We start from the raw sequence: 20,431 nt of genomic DNA, 5'->3' as shown, positions 1-20,431 counted from the left end.
CATTCCTTAGTTAACCTCACTAGATGATGGGAGACACTTAAAACGCCATTAATTTAATATTGCAGATAGGACATTGAAAACAATCGCATTCTGCAATCCAGAACAACCTATGTACAGACAGAGACTCTTTGTACAAATTAGCTAAAATTAAATACGCATAGCGAGCAAATTTTTTTCACACAAAGAATGTAGGACTTGTCCTACACTCATGCCCGTGCAGCATTGGGAGCTAGGACGTCCCCAAGTCACATTAATACCTATGGAGAGTTCCCGATGGTTAACTGGCGCAACACAAGGCTCCCCAAACTGGAAGGTGAGAACAAGATCACCACTGTTTACGAAATGGTCATCAACCACACCTATCAGCTCGGATTTGAATACTGTTCTTTCACGATGAGTTCCCAAACACCAACTAACCAAACAAAGCCCGTAAACCTGAACAACTATCCGAATGAATGGAACGCCCTTTATAACCAAGCGCATTTCTTTGACGTAGATCCCGTAGTAGCCCACTGCAAACGTAGTGTATTGCCGATTGTGTGGGAGGAAAAAACGTTCAACGCCTCTCCGGACTTATGGGCGTTGGCCCGATCGTTCGGCGTGCACTTGGGATGGAGTCAGGCAGTGCATGACTTCCAAGGGGTGTTCAGCATGTTGACCCTGGGCCGACGTACCGGCGAAGTCAGCCCTGAAGAGCTTTACGAGAAAGCCGGCCAAGTGCTGTGGCTCTGTCATGCGATGCACGCGGTGATGGCACAAAAGTATGCCGACACGCCGGGCATCGCGCCCCCTTGCAAGTTGACACCACGGGAAACAGAAGTCCTCAGATGGTCAGCCATGGGCAAGACTGCCTCGGACATTGCCACGATCCTGTGTCTGTCAGAGCGCACGGTGGGCTTCCATATCAGCAGTTGCCTCAAGAAGCTGGGGGTCAATAACAAGATCGCTGCCGTGCTCTGTGCCTCGAAAGCGGGGTTGTTTTAGCTAGCCTCGAATCACTGCATGTAATCCCACCTAAAAAAAAGTAACATTTACGCCCGATTCTGAGTGTTGATGCGCCCCACAGGGAGTGCCTCGCAGTTCGCTCAGATGGTTGCGCCGGTTGCCAGCACCCGTGCAACACCCATCGATGACCCAGAGCCTGCCCCGCCATGCCCCTGCTTGACAGCCCCTTCGCCCAACTCGATCTTATCCGCCAGCCAGAGCAACACAACGACCCGCTGCAGGCTTTCGATGCCGCCGACGAGTACCTGCTCAGCCATTTGGCCAGCCAACAACCCACCACCTCTACCCGCGTACTGGTGCTCAATGACAGCTTTGGCGCGCTGGCGGCCAGCCTCGAAGGCCAGGTGCAACTCACCTCCAGTGGCGATTCGTTTCTCGCAGCCCTTGGCCTGGAGAAAAACCTGGTACGCAACGGCAAGGCGTTTGATGCACTAGCGTTTGTACCTGCCAGCCAGGTGCCGGTGGGCCCGTTTGACCGCGTACTGATCCGCGTACCCAAAACCCTGGCGCTGCTGGAAGAGCAGTTGATACGTCTGCAAGGGCAATTGGCACCGGGCGCCGAAGTGATCGCCGGCGCGATGGTCAAGCATCTGCCACGGGCGGCAGGCGAGTTGCTGGAGCGTTACATCGGGCCGATGCACGCGTCTCTCGCGGTAAAAAAAGCCCGCCTGCTGATCGCGACCGTAGCGACTCGCCCAACCGCCGTATCGCCCTACCCCACCCGTTACACCCTGGACACGCCGAGCATCGAATTGCTCAACCACGCCAACGTGTTCTGCCGCGAAGGCCTGGACATTGGCACCCGCGCCTTCCTCCCGCACTTGCCGAAAAACCTGGGCAGCGCCCGCGTGGCGGACTTGGGCTGCGGTAACGGTGTACTGGCGATCGCCAGCGCAATGCAAAACCCAGACGCGCAGTACACACTGGTGGATGAGTCCTACATGGCGGTGCAATCGGCGCTTGAAAACTGGCAAGCCACGCTCGGCGGGCGCGAAGTGACCGTACGCGCCGACGATGGCCTGGCTGGGCAAGAAGCACACTCGTTGGACGTGGTGCTGTGCAACCCGCCATTCCACCAGCAACAGGTGGTCGGCGACTTCCTAGCCTGGCGCATGTTCCAACAGGCGCGCGAAGCGCTGGTGGTTGGCGGCGCCCTTTATATAGTCGGCAACCGTCACTTGGGTTATCACACCAAGCTGGCGCGGTTATTCCGGGGTGTCGAGCAAGTCGCTACCACGCCGAAATTCGTGATACTCAAAGCGCGAAAATAAAAAACCCTGCCGCTCTTACGAGTGACAGGGCTGGAAAGCCGGGCCGCGAGGCCCGGATTGGGATGTCAGTGGGTGGTCAGGCCGGCCGCACTCATAAACATGCGCATCAAGCTGGCTACGACGAACAGGGCCAGCACGCTGCCGGTCCAGATCATCGCCAGCCACCCAAGGCGGCGCCACAACGGCTGTTTCTCGGCCTGTTCAATCTCATGCAACGACGGTTTGCCGGACATACAACAACCCTCCTAGTGATAACCGTCTTCGTGGGTGACCTTGCCGCGGAACACGTAGTAGCTCCAGAAGGTGTAGCCCAGGATGAACGGGATAATGAACAACGTCCCGACCAGCATGAAGCCCTGGCTTTGCGGCGGCGCTGCGGCGTCCCAGATGGAAACCGACGGCGGGATGATGTTCGGCCACAGACTGATGCCTAGGCCGCTGTAGCCGAGGAAGATCAGCACCAGCGTCAACAGGAACGGCGTGTAGTGCGCATTACGTGCCACCGCGCGGATCAAACCGTACATGGTCACCAGCACCAGAATCGGCACCGGCAGGAACCAGAACAGGTTGGGCAGGGTGAACCAGCGCGAAGCGATTTCCGGGTGCGCCAGCGGCGTCCACAGGCTGACGATACCGATCACCGCCAACACCACGAAGGCCAAAGGCCGCGCCAGGTTGTGCATCTGCTCCTGCAACTTGCCTTCGGTCTTCATGATCAGCCACGTGCAGCCGAGCAAGGCATAGGCGATGACCAACGCCACGCCGCAGAACATCGTGAACGGCGTGGCCCAGTCGAGCGAGCCACCGGCAAACTGGCGGTTGACCACCGGAATGCCGTCGATAAACGCCCCCAGCGCCACGCCCTGGAAGAACGTCGCCGCGACAGAGCCGCCGATAAACGCCTTGTCCCAAAGGTGACGCTTTTCGTCCTTGGCTTTGAAGCGAAACTCGAAGGCCACGCCACGAAAGATCAGCCCGACCAGCATCAGGATGAGCGGCAGGTACAACGCCGACAACACCACCGAATAGGCCAGCGGGAACGCGCCGAACAACGCCGCGCCACCCAGTACCAGCCAAGTTTCGTTGCCGTCCCAGACCGGGGCGACAGTGTTCATCATCACGTCACGGTCGACTTTGCCCGGAATAAACGGAAAGAGAATGCCGATACCCAGGTCAAAGCCGTCCATGACCACGTACATCATGATGCCGAAGATGATGATCACAGCCCAGATCAGCGGAAGATCAATACCCATCTCAATTCCCCTTGTGCTGGATGTGGGTGTGGTCGTCATCGCTGCCGTCATCGGCGGCGGACAACGGACGCGCCGGTGTGCGTTTCTGACCAGGCCCACCGTGGGTCGGCTCGCTGCCTTCGTGAGTCTGCGGCCCTTTGCGCACCAGGCGCATCATGTAGCCCAGCCCTGCGCCAAACAGCGCGAAGTACACCACCACAAACAACACCAGCGTGATCGTCATCTGCGCCAAGCTATGCCCGGACGAAGCATCCGCCGTGCGCATCAGCCCATAGACCACCCACGGCTGACGGCCGATTTCGGTGGTGAACCAACCGGCGAGAATCGCGATAAGGCCGGACGGCCCCATCCACAGCGCCAGGTACAGGAACGGCCTGGACGTGTACATCTTGTCGCCGCGGCGCAGCCACAGGCTGAAAATGCCGGTGAAGATCATCAGGAAACCCAGGCCGACCATGACCCGGAACGACCAGAACACAATGGTCGAGTTGGGGCGGTCTTCAGGCGGAAACTCCTTGAGCGCCGGCACCTGTTTATCCAGAGAGTGAGTGAGGATCAGGCTGCCGAGGTACGGGATCTCGACCGCGTATTTGGTTTTTTCGGCTTTCATGTCGGGCCAGCCGAACAGGATCAGCGGCGTCGGTTCGTTGCCGATATTTTCCCAGTGACCTTCAATCGCGGCGATTTTCGCCGGCTGGTGCTTGAGCGTGTTCAGGCCGTGGAAGTCACCGATCACCGCTTGGATAGGCGCCACGATCAGGGCCATCCACATCGCCATCGACAACATGGTGCGGATCGCTGGGTTGTCCTTGCCGCGCAACAAGTGCCAGGCCGCCGAGGAACCGACGAAGAACGCGGTGGCCACGAATGCCGCCGTGGCCATGTGCGCCAGCCGATACGGGAATGACGGGTTGAAGACCACGGCAAACCAATCCGTCGGTATCACCCGGCCGTCAACGATTTCAAAGCCCTGGGGCGTCTGCATCCAGCTGTTGGACGACAGAATCCAGAAAGTCGAGATCAACGTACCGACAGCGACCATCACGGTGGAGAAAAAGTGCAGCTTGCGCCCCACCTTGTTCCAGCCGAACAGCATTACCCCGAGGAAACCTGCCTCGAGGAAGAAGGCCGTGAGCACTTCGTACGTCAGCAACGGCCCGGTAACGGCGCCGGCGAAGTCCGAGAAACGACTCCAGTTGGTGCCGAACTGGTAGGCCATGACCAAGCCCGAAACCACGCCCATACCGAAGTTGACGGCAAATATCTTCGACCAGAAGTGGTAGAGATCACGGTAGGTGTCGTTGTGGGTCTTCAGCCACAGGCCTTCCAGCACAGCAAGGTAACTGGCCAGGCCGATGGTGATCGCCGGGAACAGGATGTGGAATGAGATGGTGAACGCGAATTGAATTCGGGCGAGATCTAGCGCCTCCAAACCGAACATAAGTCTTCCTCTGTCAGGTAATACCGGCTGCTGGCTGGGAGCCTGCACCCACTGCCCCCACGTATATGGAGTGTGGCGAATTTCAATTCGTTTCTTTTTTAACCAAACACGTAGGGAATCCGGCCTTTCGGCCGCCAGAACAATCCCGGGGCTGGTTTTGATCTGGATCAAGCATTGCAGGAAGAGTAGTCCTATTTTGGCTGTAGGAAGGCGTGGTCTTTTGACGCGTGACAGCTTGCCTCAGCCAGGCCCCCAGCAAACCCTTGCAACTATTTGTTACAGCTTGATGCTAATCTCGCCATTCCCTCCGCACCTGATCTCCATTGCCGATGCCCAGTGAGCCTACGTTGCTGTTACGTCACCACCGCCCTTTCATCGCGTTCTGGCTGGCGCGGATCTTTACTGCCAGCGGCTTCCAGATGCTCACCGTGGCGATCGGCTGGAACCTCTACCAACTGACAGGTAATGTGCTGGACCTGGGCTTGGTCGGTCTGGTGGAATTCATACCGCGCGTGCTGTTCATGCTGCACACCGGGCATGTGGCCGACCGCTATGAGCGGCGCAAGGTCGCCGCCATCTGCCAGACCGTGCAGGCACTGATTGCCCTGTCCCTGGCCGTCGGCGGTCTGAGCGGCAACGTGACCCGCGAGATGATCTTTATCCTCGCCTTCCTGCTGGGTGCCGCGCGCTCGTTTGAAATGCCCACCACTCAGGCGCTGCTGCCGAGCATCGTGCCCAGCGCGCTGTTCCCAAGGGCTGTGGCCTCCTCGCAGTCGGCGCAACAACTGGCGACCATCGTCGCACCGGCACTAGGTGGCTTGCTGTATGCATTGGGCAGCGTGTGGGTGTATGGCCCAACAGTGGCGCTGTACCTGATCGCCTGCGTGCTGACCCTTAATCTGCCCGCCCGCCAGACCCCGCTGAACAAAGCCAAGGCAACTATGGATTCGCTGCTGGCCGGGATTCGCTTTATCCGCAGCCGCCCGGACATCCTCGGCGCGATCTCCCTGGACCTGTTCGCCGTGCTGCTGGGCGGTGCTACCGCGTTACTGCCGGTATTCGCCAAAGACATTTTGCTGACCGGCGCCTGGGGCCTGGGCCTGCTACGCTCGGCGCCGGCGGTAGGCGCTTTGTTGATGTCGTTGTGGCTGGCACGGTTCTCTGTGGACCGCAAGGTCGGCCGCGTGATGTTCACGGCCGTCGGGGTGTTCGGCGTGGCGACCATCGCCTTCGGCCTGTCGACATCGTTCTGGTTCTCGCTGGCGGTGCTGGTAGTGCTGGGTGCGGCGGACATGATCAGCATGGTGATCCGTGCGTCGTTCGTGCAGTTGGAAACCCCGGATGAAATGCGTGGCCGGGTGAGTGCGGTCAACGGCCTGTTTATCGGCGCCTCCAATCAGTTAGGCGAGTTCGAATCGGGCATCACTGCCCACTGGTTCGGCACCGTGCCCGCCGTGGTCATGGGCGGGATCGGCACGCTGCTGGTGACGGGGGTGTGGATAAAACTGTTCCCTACCCTGGCCAACCGCGACCGCATGCATGTGCCGGTGGAAGAGGCCAAAGCCTAAGCTCCGCCACCTAGCCCAATGTTGGAATACAATAAATATGGGAGCTGGTTAGCCTGCGATAGCGGTGGGGTCAGCACCGGATTGATGGCTGACACACCGCTATCGCGGGCAAGCCCGGCTCCCACATGGGTTAACCATCGCTTTTAAGGTTTGCGCTACAGCACCTTATCCAGGGTGATGGGAAAGTCGCGTACCCGCTTGCCGGTGGCGTGATAGATCGCGTTCGCCACCGCCGCCGCCACGCCGACAATGCCAATCTCGCCTACGCCCTTGGAACCCAAGGCGTTGACGATCGCGTCATGTTCTTCGACAAAAATCACCTCAATGTCGCCGATGTCGGCATTTACCGGGATGTGGTACTCAGCCAGGCTGTGGTTCATGTAGCGCCCCAGTTGATGGTCGATCTGGGTTTCTTCATGCAGCGCCATGCCAATGCCCCACACCACGCCGCCGAGAATCTGGCTACGGGCCATCTTAGGATTGACTACGCGCCCGGCCGCAATCGCGCTGACCACCCGGCTGACCTTGATGGTGCCTAGGTCCTCGTCAACACGAACTTCCACAAACACCGCCGAGTGCGTCGCCGAGGCGTAACCCTCGCGCTGCTTGTCCGGCTCGCTGTCAACCTGCACTTGCAAGGTGTCTTGGCCGCTGTCTTTAACCAGTTGCGCCAGCGATACACACACGTCACCGCTATGCAGTTGGCCGTCTTCAAAGCGCACCGCTTCAGCGTCCTTGAATACCGGATAAGTCTGCCGGGCGACTTTCAGCAGCTTGGCATTCAGTGCCTCGCACGCCTGCTGCACGGCGGTGCCGACCGACGACACGGTAAACGATCCTCCCTGCAACGGCGCCGTGGGCAATGACGAGTCACCGAGCAAAAAGCTGATATCGGCCATCGGCACGCCGCTGGCTTGGGCGGCAATCTGGGTCATTACCGTGTAAGTGCCGGTGCCGATGTCGGTGGTGGCGCTGCTCACCGTCAATTTGCCCTCGGCGTCGATCTGCGCCTTGGCGCTGGCCTTCATCTGTAACGCCTCCCACACGCCACCGGCCATGCCCCAGCCGATCAACTGGTTGCCGTCACGCATGCTGCGTGGCTCCGGGTTGCGCTGGCCCCAGCCGAAACGTTCGGCGCCTTCGCTGTAACACTCGCGCAGGGCTTTGCTCGACCAGGGTTTGTCTTCGTTCTGGTTACGCTCGGCGTAGTTGATCAGACGCAATTGCACCGGGTCCATGCCGAGGGCACAGGCCAGTTCATCCATGGCGCACTCCAGGCCAATGACACCGAGCGCCGCACCCGGTGCGCGCATGTCCAGCGGCGTAAATACATCCAGCGGCACCAAGTTGTAGGTCAACTGCACGTTGTCGCAGTGATAGAGCATGCCGCTCCATTCCACCACGTGCTCACTGAAATCTTCGAAGCGTGAGGTCTGGCCAATTGCGGTGTGCCCCAATGCCAGCAGGCGACCGTTGGCGGCGGCGCCCATCTGCAAGCGCTGCAAGGTACGCGGGCGGTAGCCGAAGGTGAACATCTGTTGGCGCGTCAGGGTCACGCGCACCGAACGCTTGAGCGCCAGCGCGGCCATCACTGCCAGGGGCAATTGATACTGCGGGCGCAGGCCCGAGCCGAAGGCGCCACCGACGAACGCGGCAAAAATCCGCACCTGACTTTTATCCAGACCGAAGACGTTCTGCACATAGGCCTGGCAGTTCTGCGGGCCTTGGGTCTTGTCGTGGATGTGCAGGGTGCCGTCCGGCTGATACAGCACGGTGCTGGCGTGGGGCTCCATCGGGTTATGGTGTTCGATCGGCGTGCTGTAGTGAGCGTCGAGGCTGACGGCGGCAGCGGCCCACTCGCCCTGGAAGTTACCGCGTGGCTTGGGGGGTGTTTGCGGCGATGGATACGCCTGCTCCTGCATGGCCACCAAGTCGGTTTCAAAGGCGTCGCTTGCGTACTCGATCTCGACCAGAGAGCCAGCATGCCGCGCCAGTTCCAGATTATCGGCGATCACCAGGGCCAAGGGTTGGCCGCTATAAAGGACGCGGTCGTTATACAGCGGGCGGAACGGCGCGCCATCCGCCGCATCGGCGTCAGCGAAAGCGTCATCGTAGCTGGCGAGTGTGGGCCGGTTGAGATGATCAAGCACCATGACCACGCCCGGCAGTGCCAGCGCTTTGGAGGTATCGATCTTGACCACCCGGCCCCTGGCGATGGTGCTGGAGACCACGCTGCCATGCAGCAAGTCTTCGCCTGGAAACTCACCGGCATAACGCGCCTGTCCAGTCACTTTGAGCAGGCCGTCGACGCGGTCCATGGGTTTGCCGATAGCGGTCATGGGCGCTCTCCAGCAGTCGCGGCATCGCTCAGGGCGCGGATAATCCCGCGGCGCGCCAGCTTGATCTTGAAGCCGTTGTGTTCCAGCGACTCGGCGTCTTGCAGCAAGGCGTCGGCAGCGTTGCTGAACGTTTCGCGGCTCACCGTCTGGCCAATCAGTGAGGCTTCCACTGCACGGTCACGCCAAGGTTTGTGCGCCACGCCGCCCAGGGCCAGGCGGGCGTCGATGATTTGGTCGCCGTTCAGTTCGAGGGCGGCGGCGACGGAGACCAAGGCGAAAGCGTAAGAGGCACGGTCGCGGATTTTCAGGTAATGGCTGTGACTGGCCAACTGATCGGCGGGCAGTTCGATGGCGGTGATCAACTCATCATCAGCCAGCAGGTTGTCGCGCTGCGGCGTATCGCCGGGCAGTCGATGGAAATCAGCAAATTCAATGACCCGCGCGCCACCCCGACCTTCTACGTGTACCCGCGCCTCCAGCGCCGCCAGTGCCACGCACATGTCCGAGGGATGCGTAGCGACGCAGTGTTCGCTGGCGCCGAGGATCGCGTGAATGCGGTTCAAGCCGGTGCGCGCCGGGCAGCCGCTGCCGGGTTCGCGCTTGTTGCAGGGCACGCTGGCGTCATAGAAGTAGTAGCAACGGGTGCGCTGCAACAAGTTGCCGCCAGTACTGGCCATGTTGCGCAGTTGCGGCGAGGCGCCGGCCAGGATTGCCTGGGACAATAACGGGTAACGCTGTTCGATCAACGGGTGCCAGGCCAGGTCGGCGTTGCTGACCAAGGCGCCGATGCGTAGGCCGCCCTCGGCAGTTTCTTCAATCTCATGCAACGGCAGACCGGTGATATCGATCAGGCGTTCCGGGCGGCTGATGTTCTCTTTCATCAGGTCCAGCAGGTTGGTGCCACCGGCGATAAAGCACGACGCGGCGCTGCTCAGGTGCACAGCCTCGTGTACATCAGCCGGCTTGCTGTATTGGAAGGGGTTCATTGTTCACCTCCCTGGGCACGACAGGCCGGCAAGGCCTCTTCGATGGCATCACGGATGTTGGTATAGGCGCCGCAGCGGCACAGGTTGCCGCTCATCAACTCTTGGATTTGTGCGGCGTCGTGAGCGCGACCCTCATTAGCTAAGCCGACTGCGGAGCAGATCTGGCCGGGGGTGCAGTACCCGCACTGGAAGGCGTCATGCTTGATGAAGGCCTGCTGCATCGGGTGCAACATGTCGCCGTCGGCCAAGCCTTCAATGGTGGTCAGTTCGGCGCCGTCGCACATCACCGCCAGGGTCAGGCAGGCGTTCACGCGCTTGCCATCGCGCAATACGGTGCAGGCGCCGCATTGGCCGTGGTCGCAGCCTTTTTTGCTGCCGACCAGGTCGAGTTGTTCGCGCAGAAGGTCGAGCAAGGTGGTCCAGGGCAACACCTCCAGTTGGCGGTCTTGGCCATTCAGGGTCAAGCGTATCGGGTGACTGGCGAACGGCTTAGCCGCCGCGCCATTGGGGGTTGCGCTCATAAACACCTCACGGGTTGGTATCCATCCGCGGCGTTCAGGAAAGTCGCCGTCTCAAGGGGTACGACTTCCCGGGGTTTTGAGCGTTCAAGGCAATTGATCAGCGGATATTGAGCAGCGTTTTCAGGATGTTTTGCGGACCATTGATCGAGGCATTGCTGTATTCGAACCAGCCCGGCGCTTGGACATTCAGGTCGAAGACATAGATATAGCCCATCACGGTGCCGGCGCCGTTACACACTTCGCTGATGGTGCCGACCTGGCACACAGGCGTGCGCTGCCCGTTCAACTCCGCGCCATCGAAACGGCCCATCGGGCTTTCGCCCAATCCGACTTCCATCACTGAAACCTGGGTTGGTCCACGGTGCGTGCACATCTGGGTACTGCTCGCCCTTTCAGGAATGGTTTCCGTGCAAGCGGCCGACTCAACCTTGAATACGCGCACCTCGCTCAACGGCGGTGCAGTCGCGCCCCAAGCCGGTGCCACCAGCCCCAGGCCGATAACGGCGAACAGAGCTAGACTGCTGGCGTTGGCTTTTTTCATGCTGTTATCGACCCTGTATTAAACGTCGGCGCAGTATGCCTCAAGGCCATGCACCATCAAAACCACGCCTATGCGCCACTGGCCGTCGGCTGCTGGTATGATGCGCCGCTTTTTCCGATCCTCTCTGAAACCACAGGCGCTTGGCGCAGTTTGTGCTTTGACTTAGAGGTCAACAAATAACGACGCAAAAAAGCGTCACAGGGAGCCGGCATGCTGGAAAAGCTGTTTCAACTCAAGGCACACAACACCAATGTGCGCACCGAGATCCTCGCGGGGATCACGACCTTTTTGGCCATGGCCTACATTCTGTTCGTGAACCCGAGCATCCTCGGCGAGACCGGCATGGACAAGGGCGCGGTGTTCGTCGCGACCTGCTTGGCCGCAGCCATCGGTTCGACCGTAATGGGCCTGATCGCCAACTACCCGATCGCACTCGCACCGGGCATGGGCCTCAACGCCTTCTTTACCTACACCGTGGTCCTGCACATGGGGCACACCTGGCAGGTGGCACTGGGCGCGGTATTCATTTCGGCGGTGCTGTTCTTCCTCCTGTCGATCTTCCGCATCCGTGAGTGGATCATCAACAGCATTCCTCTGCCCCTGCGTTCGGCGATTGCGGCCGGTATCGGCCTGTTCCTGGCGCTGATCGCCCTGCACAACGCCGGAATCGTGGTCGGCAACCCGAACACTCTGGTCGGCCTGGGCGACCTGAAAAAACCGGCGCCGATCCTGGCCACCTTTGGTTTTATCCTCATCGTGGCACTGGAAGCGTTGGCCGTACGCGGTGCGGTGCTGATCGGCATCCTGGCAGTGACCATCGTGTCGATCCTGTTGAACGTCACCCCGTTCGGCGGCGTGATCTCTATGCCGCCATCCCTGGCCCCGACCTTCCTGCAGTTAGATATCAAAGGCGCGCTGGATATCGGCCTGGTCAGCGTGATCTTCGCGTTCTTGTTCGTTGACCTGTTCGACAACTCCGGCACCCTGATCGGCGTCGCCAAGCGCGCCGGCCTGATGGGCAAGGACGGCCACATGCCGAAAATGGGCCGTGCCCTGATCGCCGACAGCACCGCCGCCATGGCCGGTTCCTTGCTGGGCACCTCGACCACCACCAGCTACATCGAATCCGCTGCGGGTGTGAGTGCCGGTGGCCGTACTGGTTTGACCGCCGTTGTGGTCGCGATCCTGTTCCTGTTGGCGCTGTTCTTCTCGCCACTGGCCGCCAGCGTTCCAGCCTTCGCCACTGCGCCGGCGCTGCTGTTCGTGGCCGTGCTGATGACCTCCGGCCTGGCCGAAATCGACTGGGACGACATTACGGTTGCAGCGCCGGTGGTGATCACCGCCCTGGCGATGCCCTTCACTTACTCCATCGCCAACGGCATCGCCTTCGGTTTCATCGCCTGGACCGCCATCAAGCTGCTTTCGGGCCGCTACCGTGAGCTGAACCCGGCACTGGTAATCCTGTCGATTCTGTTTGTGATCAAGCTGGGCTGGTTCAACGCATGACTTTTGACGCCGCAAGCTACACCGCTCAACTGCAAGACAAGGTCACGCGCTTGCGTGACCTGCTGGCACCGTTCGACGCACCTGAGCCACAGGTCTTCGACTCGCCGCTGCAGAACTTCCGCCTGCGCGCGGAGTTCCGCCTGTGGCGCGAAGGCGGCGAGCGCCACTACGCGATGTTTTCCCAGGACGACAAGCGCACGCCAATTTTGATCGAAGAATTCCCCATCGCCAGCGCACGCATCAACCAGTTGATGCCGCAACTCAAGGCCGCCTGGCAAGCCAGTGCCGCCCTGAGCCATAAGCTGTTCCAGGTGGAGTTCCTCACCACCTTGGCCGGCGACGCGATGATCACCCTGTGTTATCACCGCCCACTGGATGAGCATTGGCACACCGCTGCGAACAAGCTCGCTGCCGACTTGAATGTCAGCATCATCGGCCGCTCCAAGGGCAAGCGCGATGTGATCGGCCACGACTACGTGGTGGAAAAACTCGAAGTGGGTGGGCGCACGTTCAGCTATCGCCAACCCGAAGGCGCGTTTACCCAGCCCAACGGCACGGTGAACCAAAAGATGCTCAACTGGGCATATGAAGCCTTGGGCAATCGTCCGGATGATTTACTCGAGCTGTACTGCGGCAACGGTAACTTCACCCTGCCTTTGGCGACCCGCGTGCGCAGAGTGCTGGCGACCGAGATCAGCAAGACCTCGGTTAATGCTGCGCTGAGCAACCTCGATGAAAACGCCGTGGATAACGTAACCTTGGTGCGCTTGTCTGCCGAAGAACTCACCGAGGCACTCAACGAAGTGCGCCCGTTCCGCCGCCTGCACGGCATCGACCTGAAAAGCTACGCGTTCGGTAGCGTCTTCGTCGACCCGCCGCGTGCCGGCATGGACCCGGACACCTGCGAACTGACCCGGCGCTTCGATAACATCCTGTACATCTCCTGCAACCCGGAGACGTTGGCGGCGAACATTGCGCAGTTGCATGACACGCACACGATTACTCAGTGTGCGATGTTTGACCAGTTCCCGTGGACGCACCATATGGAATCCGGGGTGTTATTGACCCGGCGGTAATTCAACGCTCTCTTCCTCCTTGTTGCGTGGTCGACCGCCCTTCTTGCGTTGGCTTGGGCGGCCGCCGACTTGGCGGCGCTGCTTTTGCGACCGTTGCGTGAGGCTAACAGGGCCAGGTCCATCAAGGGCTGGCTTGTGGCGATCAGGCCAGTGATCGAAACATCCAGATTTCAGGAATGATTCTTCCGGCAAACCGTGCATCCCATGCCTTACCCCTGTCATGCACGTGAGGCGGGCAATGCTCCCCCATTTGAAACACCGAAATCACGTAGGCCGCGCATTCGCCAGATCACGACGGGTGACGGCGATTTGCACGTCCTACTCATAGTGAACGTGGGAAAAAGGGGTCGCCGCCGCCCTGTTCGAGATTTCGATTAACGGTTCGATAATCGAACACATCCGCCATCATCAATTGACCTAATTAACCATCCAGTACATTTTATCTCCACAACCAATAAGAACGGTGGAGTCCCCCTAAATGCTGCCTATCGTGCTGGTGCTAAACGGCCCCAACCTCAACCTGCTCGGCACACGCGAGCCCGCCACTTACGGGCATGAAACCCTCGCTGAAATCGCTGCCCTGTGTGGCCGCAGCGCCGAAAACTTCGGGCTGAAAATTGAATTTCGTCAGACTAACCACGAAGGCGAGTTACTCGACTGGATCCACGGCGCCCGCGCCCGGTGCGCCGGTATCGTGATCAACCCGGCAGCCTGGACCCACACCTCGGTAGCGATTCGCGACGCACTGGTAGCCAGTGAAGTGCCGGTGATCGAAGTGCATTTATCCAATGTGCACGCACGTGAGGCGTTCAGGCATCACTCCTTTGTGTCACCCATCGCCAAGGCGGTACTCGCCGGGTTTGGTAGCCACGGCTACCACCTGGCCCTGGAACACCTCAGCCACACCTTGAAGGGATGAGCCCGATGAAACCGCGCATCCTCGCTGGCCTGATCGGTTCGGGTATCCAAGCCTCCCGCACTCCCGCCCTGCATGAGCAGGAAGGTGACGCTCAAGGCCTGCGTTATTTGTATCGCCTGATCGATCTGGAACCGCTGCAACTGAACATCAACGCCCTGCCCGACCTGCTGGACGCCGCCGAGATGATGCAGTTCACCGGCTTGAACATTACCTACCCGTGCAAGCAAGCCGTCCTGGCATTGCTCGATGAGTTGTCCGACGAAGCCCGAGGCATAGGCGCGGTCAACACCGTGGTGTTCAAGGGCGGCAAACGTATCGGCCACAACACCGATTGCCTGGGCTTCGCCGAAGGCTTTCGGCGCAATTTGAATGACGTCGCCCGCCAACGTGTCGTGCAGATGGGCGCCGGCGGCGCGGGCGCGGCGGTGGCCCACGCGCTGCTGGCGGAGGGCGTAGGACACTTGAGTATTTTTGACGTGGACGTGGCCCGCGCCGGGGACCTTGTGGATAATCTGGCGCAGCGTTTCGGCGCCGGTCGCGCCCAGGTCGGCAACTACCTGGAAAGCGCGATGGCCGAGGCAGATGGGCTGGTCAACACCACGCCGATGGGCATGGCCAAGCTGCCCGGCACGCCGGTGCCGCCGGCCTTGTTGCGGGCGCAATTATGGGTCGCTGAAATCGTGTATTTCCCGCTGGAAACCGAGCTGCTGCGCAATGCCCGCGCCTTGGGTTGCCGCACGCTGGACGGTGGCAATATGGCAGTATTTCAAGCCGTGAAGGCGTTTGAGTTGTTCAGTGGACAAGCGCCGGATGCACAAAGGATGTTGGCGCACTTCCAGAGCATGAATACTTAACTGTAGAAAACCGATCCAAGAGATGTGGGAGCTGGCTTGCCTGCTCCCACAGGATTAGGCCTGCAGGTAACGCATCACCGACTCACAAATCATCTCCCGATGCCGCTGTTTAACCGCCTCATCCGACAGTTCAATCTGAAAAATCTCACTGAACGTATGGCGGTTAGACACCCGGTAAAAGCTGAATGAGTTGATTAGCAGGTGCACGTCCAACGGGTTCAACCCTTGGCGAAACACCCCCATCTCAGCGCCGCGCCGCAACGTGGCACCCAGCCCTTCGAGAATATTGCTGTTCATCGCCTTGATCGAGTCCGAGCGCTTCACATACTCGGCGTTGTTGATGTTTTCGATACTGACGATGCGCACGAAATCCACGTTCTGATCGTGGTGATCAAAGGTGAACTCCACAAGCCGACGAATCGCTTCGCGCGGCTCCAGGGCGGTGAGGTTCATGCGGGTTTCGGTGTTTCGAATGTCGCCGTAGAGTTTCTCCAGCACCTCGACGTACAACTGTTCCTTGCTGCCAAAGTAGTAGTAGATCATGCGTTTGGAGGTGTGGATGCGCTCAGCGATGGCATCCACGCGAGCGCCAGACAGCCCCTGCTGAACAAACTCGACGATGGCTTCCTGGAGGATGTTTTCGCGGGTCTTTTCCGGGTTGTTCTTACGACTCTTACGCGGTGCGTCTGACACAGCGGAGAGGTCGGGGGTCAGGGTCATGGTGTGCTCACGGCCATTTTTGTTGTGCAGGCCGCGATTATGGGCCGAGGCGCTCCTCGAAGGAAGCACCTCGCCGTGCCGTCACAAACGCGCCTGACGCACCGCGCCACTGCGCGATTTCGCCATCGCCGCCAGGCGCACTGCCACGTTGGCCGCGCCGTAACCGGCATAGCCGTTTTTACGCTGGATGACCTCGAAGAAAAACCGCCCTTCGAATGGCTCGGTGTACACGTGAAACAGCTCACCGCCCTTAGCGTCACGGTCGTACAGCACGTTGTAGTACGCCAGTTCACTGAGAAACTCGTCGTCGAAATCAAAGCGTGCCGCCAGGTCGTCGTAGTAATTGAGCGGGATATCCAGCAACGGCACGCCCGCCGCTTTGGCCCGGCTGACCTCGGCGAAAATATCCGCGCAGTCGAAGGCAATGTGGTGCACGCCCGAGCCGCGATAGCTCGATAACGCGTGGGAAATGGCAGTGTTGCGGTTTTCGGAAATATTCAGCGGCAGGCGGATCGAGCTACAGCGGCTGCGTAGCGCACGGCTTTTAACCAGGCCGTAAGGGTCGGGCAATACCACTTCGTCATCCGCTTCAAAATCCAGCAAGCTCTTGTAAAACAGCACCCAGCTGTCGAGGCTGTCGGCCGGCAGCGCCATGGCCATATGGTCGATGCGTAGCAGGCCGCCGCTTGAGGCTGTGGTCGGTTGCAGGTTGAAGTCGGTGTCGTAGAGCCCGCCTTCGCTTTGATCCACCAGATAAATCAGGCTGCCGTCCGGCGCACGCACGGCCGCCAGCTCAAGTTCATTGGGTCCGACCAGGCCACGAAAAGGCTGGCCCTTGTAAGCCACCGCCCGCTGCAACGCCTTGGCGCTGTCCTTGACCCGAATCGCCGTGGCGCACAACGACGGCCCGTGGGCTTCGAAGAAGTTGTGAGCAAAGGAATAGGGCTCGCAGTTGAGGATCAAGTTGATATCACCTTGGCGCAACAGGCTCACGCTCTTGGAACGGTGCTGGCCGGCCTTGACGAACCCCAGGCGCTCCAGCCATTGCGTAAGTTTGGCGCCAAGGTTTTCATCCACGGCAAACTCGAGAAACTCGATGCCGTCGTATTCGCTCGCGGCGGGCGTATCAAACAAGATATCGACGGGCTGGGCCGGTGCTTCCTGCTTGAGGCGCTCGCGGGTTTTCTCTTCCAGGTACAACAGCGAGCGCAAACCATCCGCCGCATTCGCCCGCGTCGGTGCCGCGCGGAAGCCATCATTGAAAATTTCCAGCGACAACGGCCCGGTGTAACCACTCTGGATGATCGGTGCCAGGAACCCCGCCAGGTCGAACTCGCCCTGCCCTGGGAAGCAACGGAAATGCCGGCTCCACTCCAGCACATCCATAGCCAGGATCGGCGCATCGGCCATTTGCACAAAAAAGATTTTGTCGCCGGGAATCTGCGCGATGCCACTCGGGTCGCCCTTGAGCGACAGGGTGTGGAAGCTGTCGAGCAACACGCCCAGGCTGGGGTGATCGATCTGACGCACTAGGTTCCAGACCTGCTGCCATGTGTTCACATGCTTGCCCCAGGCCAAGGCTTCATAACCAATGCGCAGGCCACGGCGGCCAGCGTGCTCGGCCAAGAGGCTCAGGTCGTTCAGGAGGATATGTTCATCGCCCACGCAATCGGCGCAGGCATTGCTGCACACCAAAACCAGGTCGGTGCCCAGCTCCTGCATCAGATCGAACTTGCGCTCAGCGCGTTCCAAGTTACGCGCCAGGCGGTCGCGGCGGCAGCCTTCAAAGTCGCGAAAGGGCTGGAACAAGGTGATGGCAATGCCGAGGTCAGCGCACATCTGCCTAACTTCCCGCGGGCTGCCGTCGTAATACAGCAGGTCGTTTTCGAAGATCTCAACCCCGTCAAAACCGGCAGCGGCGATGGCTTCGAGCTTTTCCGGCAGGGTGCCGCTCAAGGAGACAGTGGCAATGGAACGTTGCATGGGGCGACTCCCGGCAATTGTTATTTGCAGCAAATTATTCGCCCCTAGCCTACACGCAGCAATTAAAATGTACGAACCGGTTAGTTTTTTGTGCGATTACCGAACACTATGCCGGTTTGGCGAATTGACGAGTTTTTAACCACTGCGCACCATCGATCACGTAGCAAAGACCCAGAACACACCATAAAAATTTCAAAAAACGGGTACCTCCTCATGCCTTCGCAAACTCCCGACGTGGCCGTGCGCCACAGCATTCCGCACAGCGGCATCGGCGACAAAATCCGCGGCGCCATGGCCGTGGGCAAAACGCGCTGGGGCATGCTGGCCCTGGTTTTTTTCGCCACTACCCTGAACTACATCGACCGCGCCGCCCTGGGCGTGATGCAACCGATCCTGGCCAAGGAGATGAGCTGGACGGCGATGGACTACGCCAACATCAACTTCTGGTTCCAGGTCGGCTACGCCATTGGCTTTGTGCTGCAAGGTCGCTTAATCGACCGCGTCGGCGTGAAGCGCGTGTTCTTCTGCGCAGTGCTGTTATGGAGCCTGGCCACCGGCGCCCACGGCCTGGCTACGTCGGCCGTCGGCTTTATGGTGTGCCGCTTTATCCTCGGGTTGACCGAAGCGGCCAACTACCCCGCCTGCGTCAAAACCACACGGTTGTGGTTCCCGGCCGGTGAGCGCGCCGTAGCCACCGGCATCTTCAACGCCGGCACCAACGTGGGCGCGATGATGACGCCGATGCTGCTGCCGTTGATCCTCCACGTGTGGGGCTGGCAGGCGGCGTTCCTGTGCATGGCATCGCTGGGCCTGATCTGGCTGGTGTTTTGGGGTTTGAAGTACTACAACCCGGAAGAGCATCCGACGGTCAAACAATCCGAATTGGACTACGTGCAGCAGGAAATCGAACCGCAGCAACCGAGCGTGCCCTTCAGCCGCATTCTACGCATGCGCGGCACCTGGGCCTTCGCCCTCGCCTACGCAATGACCGCACCGGTCTTCTGGTTTTACCTGTACTGGCTGCCGCCGTTTCTGAACCAGCAATACAACTTGGGCATCAACGTGACTCAGATGGGCATCCCGCTGATCATCATTTACCTGACAGCCGACTTCGGCAGCGTGGGTGGGGGGATTCTGTCGTCGTTCCTGATCGGCCGCGGGATGAATCCGATCAAGGCACGGCTGTTGTCGATGCTGCTGTTTGCCTGCTGCATCGTCGGCGTGATCATGGCCGCCGGCTCCAGCCAGCTGTGGGTCGCAGTGTTCGCCATCTCCCTGGCCATCGGCGCGCACCAGGCCTGGACTGCCAACATCTGGAGCCTGGTGATGGACTACACGCCCAAGCACATGATGAGCACGGTGTTCGGTTTCGGCGGCATGTGCGCGGCCATCGGCGGCATGTTCATGACCCAGATCGTCGGCCATATCCTCACGGTCACGAACAACAACTACACCGTGCTGTTCACCCTGATCCCGGCGATGTACTTCATTGCGCTGACCTGGATGTACTTCATGGCGCCGCGCCAGATTCCTACCGTCGACAAGTGATTCAACGCCGCCGCTGCTGCCAGGCAGCGGCCAAACCGCTCATGCAGATCACCCCGATGCCGACCACCGTAGTCAAGTCGGGGGTATGGTTGAACACCAGCCAGCCCAACAACCCCGCAAATACGATCTGGCAATAGCCAAACGGCGCCAGCAACGCCGGCGCCGCGAAGCGGAAGGCCTGGGTCAACATCAAGTGGGCCGTCATCCCGCACGTGCCCAGCGCCAGCATCAGCACGCCATGCCACAGCGAGGGCAACTGCCAGAAGAACGGCACCATTGCACTCATCACCAAGGTATTGCACAGCCCGGCGAAAAAGTTGCTGGTGGTCGGCGTATCGTATTGGCTGAGGATGCGCGTGAGCAGTTGGTAGAAGCAGAAGAACAGCGCAGAACACAGCGGCAGCAGCACCGCGGGCGTGAACAGCTCACCGCCGGGGTGGATGATGATCAGCACCCCGACAAATCCGCAGATCACCGCCAACCATTGGCCGCGCGTCACGTGCTCACCGAGCAAGGGCACCGACAATGCCGTCACCAGGATCGGCGCCAAGAAGTTCACCGCCGTGGCTTCCGCCAACGGGATGAAATGCAGCGCCGCAGTAAAAAACAGGCTGGTGCCCAACAAGCACAACGCCCGCACCACCTGCATGCCCGGGCGTTTGCTGCGCAGCACACGCAAGCCTGATTGCGGCAGGAAAATGCCGGCCATCAACAAGGTGTGCACCAGGTAACGCGCCCACACCACCATCACAATCGGATAGAACCCGGCCAGGTATTTGGACAAGGCGTCGTGGCTGGAAAAAAGAAACGTCGCCACCACAATCAGCAGAATGCCTTTTAAGGGATGGTTGACGCCGGAAAGGGGTGTGCTGACAGTCATTGAATTCTCTTGCATGGCGG

The 20,431-nt window shown here is 60.0% G+C and carries 18 protein-coding genes and 1 pseudogene; 8 read left to right on the top strand and 11 right to left on the bottom strand.

Annotated elements, in window-relative coordinates; all coding sequences use genetic code 11:
• The first annotated feature begins 273 nt into the window (after nt 1-273).
• A complete protein-coding gene (locus tag FW764_RS17090) occupies nt 274-984 on the top strand; it encodes a helix-turn-helix transcriptional regulator (protein WP_446434889.1) in 711 nt (236 codons plus the stop codon).
• 167 nt (nt 985-1,151) lie between these two features.
• A complete protein-coding gene (locus tag FW764_RS17085; RefSeq protein ID WP_446434888.1) occupies nt 1,152-2,276 on the top strand; it encodes a methyltransferase in 1,125 nt (374 codons plus the stop codon).
• A gap of 65 nt (nt 2,277-2,341) precedes the next feature.
• Here FW764_RS17085 and FW764_RS17080 read toward each other — a convergent pair whose 3' ends face one another.
• From FW764_RS17080 to FW764_RS17070, 3 genes are read right to left on the bottom strand one after another with little or no spacing between them, the layout of a single operon-like run.
• Nucleotides 2,342-2,509, bottom strand: a complete 168-nt coding sequence (locus FW764_RS17080) for a DUF2474 domain-containing protein (RefSeq protein ID WP_071489954.1) — start codon at nt 2,507-2,509, stop codon at nt 2,342-2,344.
• Between the two features lie 12 nt (nt 2,510-2,521).
• Nucleotides 2,522-3,529, bottom strand: coding sequence for a cytochrome d ubiquinol oxidase subunit II (gene cydB, locus FW764_RS17075; RefSeq protein WP_446434887.1), 1,008 nt, complete (start codon nt 3,527-3,529; stop codon nt 2,522-2,524).
• Between the two features lies 1 nt (nt 3,530).
• Nucleotides 3,531-4,970 carry a cytochrome ubiquinol oxidase subunit I gene (locus FW764_RS17070; RefSeq protein ID WP_446434886.1) on the bottom strand — a complete coding sequence of 480 codons (1,440 nt, stop codon included), beginning with the start codon at nt 4,968-4,970 and terminating at the stop codon, nt 3,531-3,533.
• A gap of 329 nt (nt 4,971-5,299) precedes the next feature.
• On the opposite strand from FW764_RS17070, the gene FW764_RS17065 reads away from it, so the two are divergent.
• The gene (locus tag FW764_RS17065) at nt 5,300-6,538 is read left to right on the top strand and encodes an MFS transporter (protein ID WP_446434885.1); all 1,239 of its coding nucleotides are present in this window, start codon (nt 5,300-5,302) and stop codon (nt 6,536-6,538) included.
• A gap of 155 nt (nt 6,539-6,693) precedes the next feature.
• Here the strand turns inward: FW764_RS17065 and FW764_RS17060 are convergent, their stop codons facing one another.
• The 4 genes from FW764_RS17060 to FW764_RS17045 form a co-directional block, all read right to left on the bottom strand.
• On the bottom strand, nt 6,694-8,877 hold the full coding sequence (locus FW764_RS17060) for a xanthine dehydrogenase family protein molybdopterin-binding subunit (protein ID WP_446434884.1): 2,184 nt from the start codon (nt 8,875-8,877) through the stop codon (nt 6,694-6,696).
• Nucleotides 8,874-9,863, bottom strand: coding sequence for an FAD binding domain-containing protein (locus FW764_RS17055; RefSeq protein ID WP_446434883.1), 990 nt, complete (start codon nt 9,861-9,863; stop codon nt 8,874-8,876). Before FW764_RS17055 ends, FW764_RS17060 begins: the two co-directional genes overlap by 4 nt.
• Complete coding sequence (locus FW764_RS17050; RefSeq protein ID WP_446434882.1) at nt 9,860-10,384, bottom strand: (2Fe-2S)-binding protein; 525 nt, start codon at nt 10,382-10,384, stop codon at nt 9,860-9,862. Before FW764_RS17050 ends, FW764_RS17055 begins: the two co-directional genes overlap by 4 nt.
• 97 nt (nt 10,385-10,481) lie before the next feature.
• Entirely contained in the window at nt 10,482-10,925 is a 444-nt protein-coding gene (locus FW764_RS17045) for a DUF4879 domain-containing protein (RefSeq protein ID WP_446434881.1), read from the bottom strand.
• Nucleotides 10,926-11,135: 210 nt separating this feature from the next.
• Between FW764_RS17045 and FW764_RS17040 the strand changes: the two genes are divergently transcribed.
• Together FW764_RS17040 and trmA are read left to right on the top strand one after the other, a co-directional pair.
• Entirely contained in the window at nt 11,136-12,431 is a 1,296-nt protein-coding gene (locus tag FW764_RS17040; protein WP_446434880.1) for an NCS2 family permease, read from the top strand.
• Complete coding sequence (gene trmA / locus FW764_RS17035) at nt 12,428-13,507, top strand: tRNA (uridine(54)-C5)-methyltransferase TrmA (RefSeq protein ID WP_446434879.1); 1,080 nt, start codon at nt 12,428-12,430, stop codon at nt 13,505-13,507. The genes FW764_RS17040 and trmA overlap by 4 nt, the downstream gene beginning before the upstream one ends.
• Here the strand turns inward: trmA and FW764_RS17030 are convergent.
• Nucleotides 13,490-13,677, bottom strand: a pseudogene (locus tag FW764_RS17030) (DUF2442 domain-containing protein); the annotation flags it as partial. The gene trmA and the pseudogene FW764_RS17030 sit on opposite strands and share 18 nt — an antisense overlap.
• Before the next feature lie 308 nt (nt 13,678-13,985).
• On the opposite strand from FW764_RS17030, the gene aroQ reads away from it, so the two are divergent.
• Both aroQ and FW764_RS17020 read left to right on the top strand, forming a co-directional pair.
• Nucleotides 13,986-14,426 carry a type II 3-dehydroquinate dehydratase gene (gene aroQ / locus FW764_RS17025; RefSeq protein ID WP_446434878.1) on the top strand — a complete coding sequence of 147 codons (441 nt, stop codon included), beginning with the start codon at nt 13,986-13,988 and terminating at the stop codon, nt 14,424-14,426.
• Between the two features lie 5 nt (nt 14,427-14,431).
• Nucleotides 14,432-15,280: a shikimate dehydrogenase gene (locus tag FW764_RS17020; RefSeq protein ID WP_446434877.1), complete on the top strand. Its 849-nt coding sequence runs from the start codon at nt 14,432-14,434 to the stop codon at nt 15,278-15,280.
• 54 nt (nt 15,281-15,334) lie between these two features.
• On the opposite strand, the gene FW764_RS17015 is transcribed toward FW764_RS17020, so the two are convergent.
• Nucleotides 15,335-16,000 carry a TetR/AcrR family transcriptional regulator gene (locus FW764_RS17015; protein ID WP_083356659.1) on the bottom strand — a complete coding sequence of 222 codons (666 nt, stop codon included), beginning with the start codon at nt 15,998-16,000 and terminating at the stop codon, nt 15,335-15,337.
• A gap of 81 nt (nt 16,001-16,081) precedes the next feature.
• Nucleotides 16,082-17,983, bottom strand: coding sequence for a 3-dehydroshikimate dehydratase QuiC (quiC, locus tag FW764_RS17010; RefSeq protein ID WP_446434876.1), 1,902 nt, complete (start codon nt 17,981-17,983; stop codon nt 16,082-16,084).
• A gap of 213 nt (nt 17,984-18,196) precedes the next feature.
• On the opposite strand from quiC, the gene FW764_RS17005 reads away from it, so the two are divergent.
• Nucleotides 18,197-19,531 carry an MFS transporter gene (locus FW764_RS17005; protein WP_446434875.1) on the top strand — a complete coding sequence of 445 codons (1,335 nt, stop codon included), beginning with the start codon at nt 18,197-18,199 and terminating at the stop codon, nt 19,529-19,531.
• A 1-nt stretch (nt 19,532) separates the two neighbouring features.
• Here the strand turns inward: FW764_RS17005 and FW764_RS17000 are convergent, their stop codons facing one another.
• Nucleotides 19,533-20,411: a DMT family transporter gene (locus FW764_RS17000; RefSeq protein WP_446434874.1), complete on the bottom strand. Its 879-nt coding sequence runs from the start codon at nt 20,409-20,411 to the stop codon at nt 19,533-19,535.
• Between the last annotated feature and the right edge of the window lie 20 nt (nt 20,412-20,431).

The organism is Pseudomonas sp. 1152_12 (genome assembly GCF_052850675.1).
This window is presented reverse-complemented; position numbering and strand designations above follow the sequence as displayed.

Coding starts and splice junctions, on each gene's coding strand:
- FW764_RS17065 (WP_446434885.1), top strand. CDS start 5,300: ATGCCCAGTGAGCCTACGTTGCTGTTACGTCACCACCGCCCTTTCATC.
- FW764_RS17000 (WP_446434874.1), bottom strand. CDS start 20,411: ATGACTGTCAGCACACCCCTTTCCGGCGTCAACCATCCCTTAAAAGGC.
- FW764_RS17015 (WP_083356659.1), bottom strand. CDS start 16,000: ATGACCCTGACCCCCGACCTCTCCGCTGTGTCAGACGCACCGCGTAAG.
- FW764_RS17055 (WP_446434883.1), bottom strand. CDS start 9,863: ATGAACCCCTTCCAATACAGCAAGCCGGCTGATGTACACGAGGCTGTG.
- FW764_RS17045 (WP_446434881.1), bottom strand. CDS start 10,925: ATGAAAAAAGCCAACGCCAGCAGTCTAGCTCTGTTCGCCGTTATCGGC.
- aroQ (WP_446434878.1), top strand. CDS start 13,986: ATGCTGCCTATCGTGCTGGTGCTAAACGGCCCCAACCTCAACCTGCTC.
- FW764_RS17020 (WP_446434877.1), top strand. CDS start 14,432: ATGAAACCGCGCATCCTCGCTGGCCTGATCGGTTCGGGTATCCAAGCC.
- FW764_RS17085 (WP_446434888.1), top strand. CDS start 1,152: ATGCCCCTGCTTGACAGCCCCTTCGCCCAACTCGATCTTATCCGCCAG.
- FW764_RS17090 (WP_446434889.1), top strand. CDS start 274: ATGGTTAACTGGCGCAACACAAGGCTCCCCAAACTGGAAGGTGAGAAC.
- cydB (WP_446434887.1), bottom strand. CDS start 3,529: ATGGGTATTGATCTTCCGCTGATCTGGGCTGTGATCATCATCTTCGGC.
- trmA (WP_446434879.1), top strand. CDS start 12,428: ATGACTTTTGACGCCGCAAGCTACACCGCTCAACTGCAAGACAAGGTC.
- FW764_RS17070 (WP_446434886.1), bottom strand. CDS start 4,970: ATGTTCGGTTTGGAGGCGCTAGATCTCGCCCGAATTCAATTCGCGTTC.
- FW764_RS17060 (WP_446434884.1), bottom strand. CDS start 8,877: ATGACCGCTATCGGCAAACCCATGGACCGCGTCGACGGCCTGCTCAAA.
- FW764_RS17080 (WP_071489954.1), bottom strand. CDS start 2,509: ATGTCCGGCAAACCGTCGTTGCATGAGATTGAACAGGCCGAGAAACAG.
- quiC (WP_446434876.1), bottom strand. CDS start 17,983: ATGCAACGTTCCATTGCCACTGTCTCCTTGAGCGGCACCCTGCCGGAA.
- FW764_RS17040 (WP_446434880.1), top strand. CDS start 11,136: ATGCTGGAAAAGCTGTTTCAACTCAAGGCACACAACACCAATGTGCGC.
- FW764_RS17050 (WP_446434882.1), bottom strand. CDS start 10,384: ATGAGCGCAACCCCCAATGGCGCGGCGGCTAAGCCGTTCGCCAGTCAC.
- FW764_RS17005 (WP_446434875.1), top strand. CDS start 18,197: ATGCCTTCGCAAACTCCCGACGTGGCCGTGCGCCACAGCATTCCGCAC.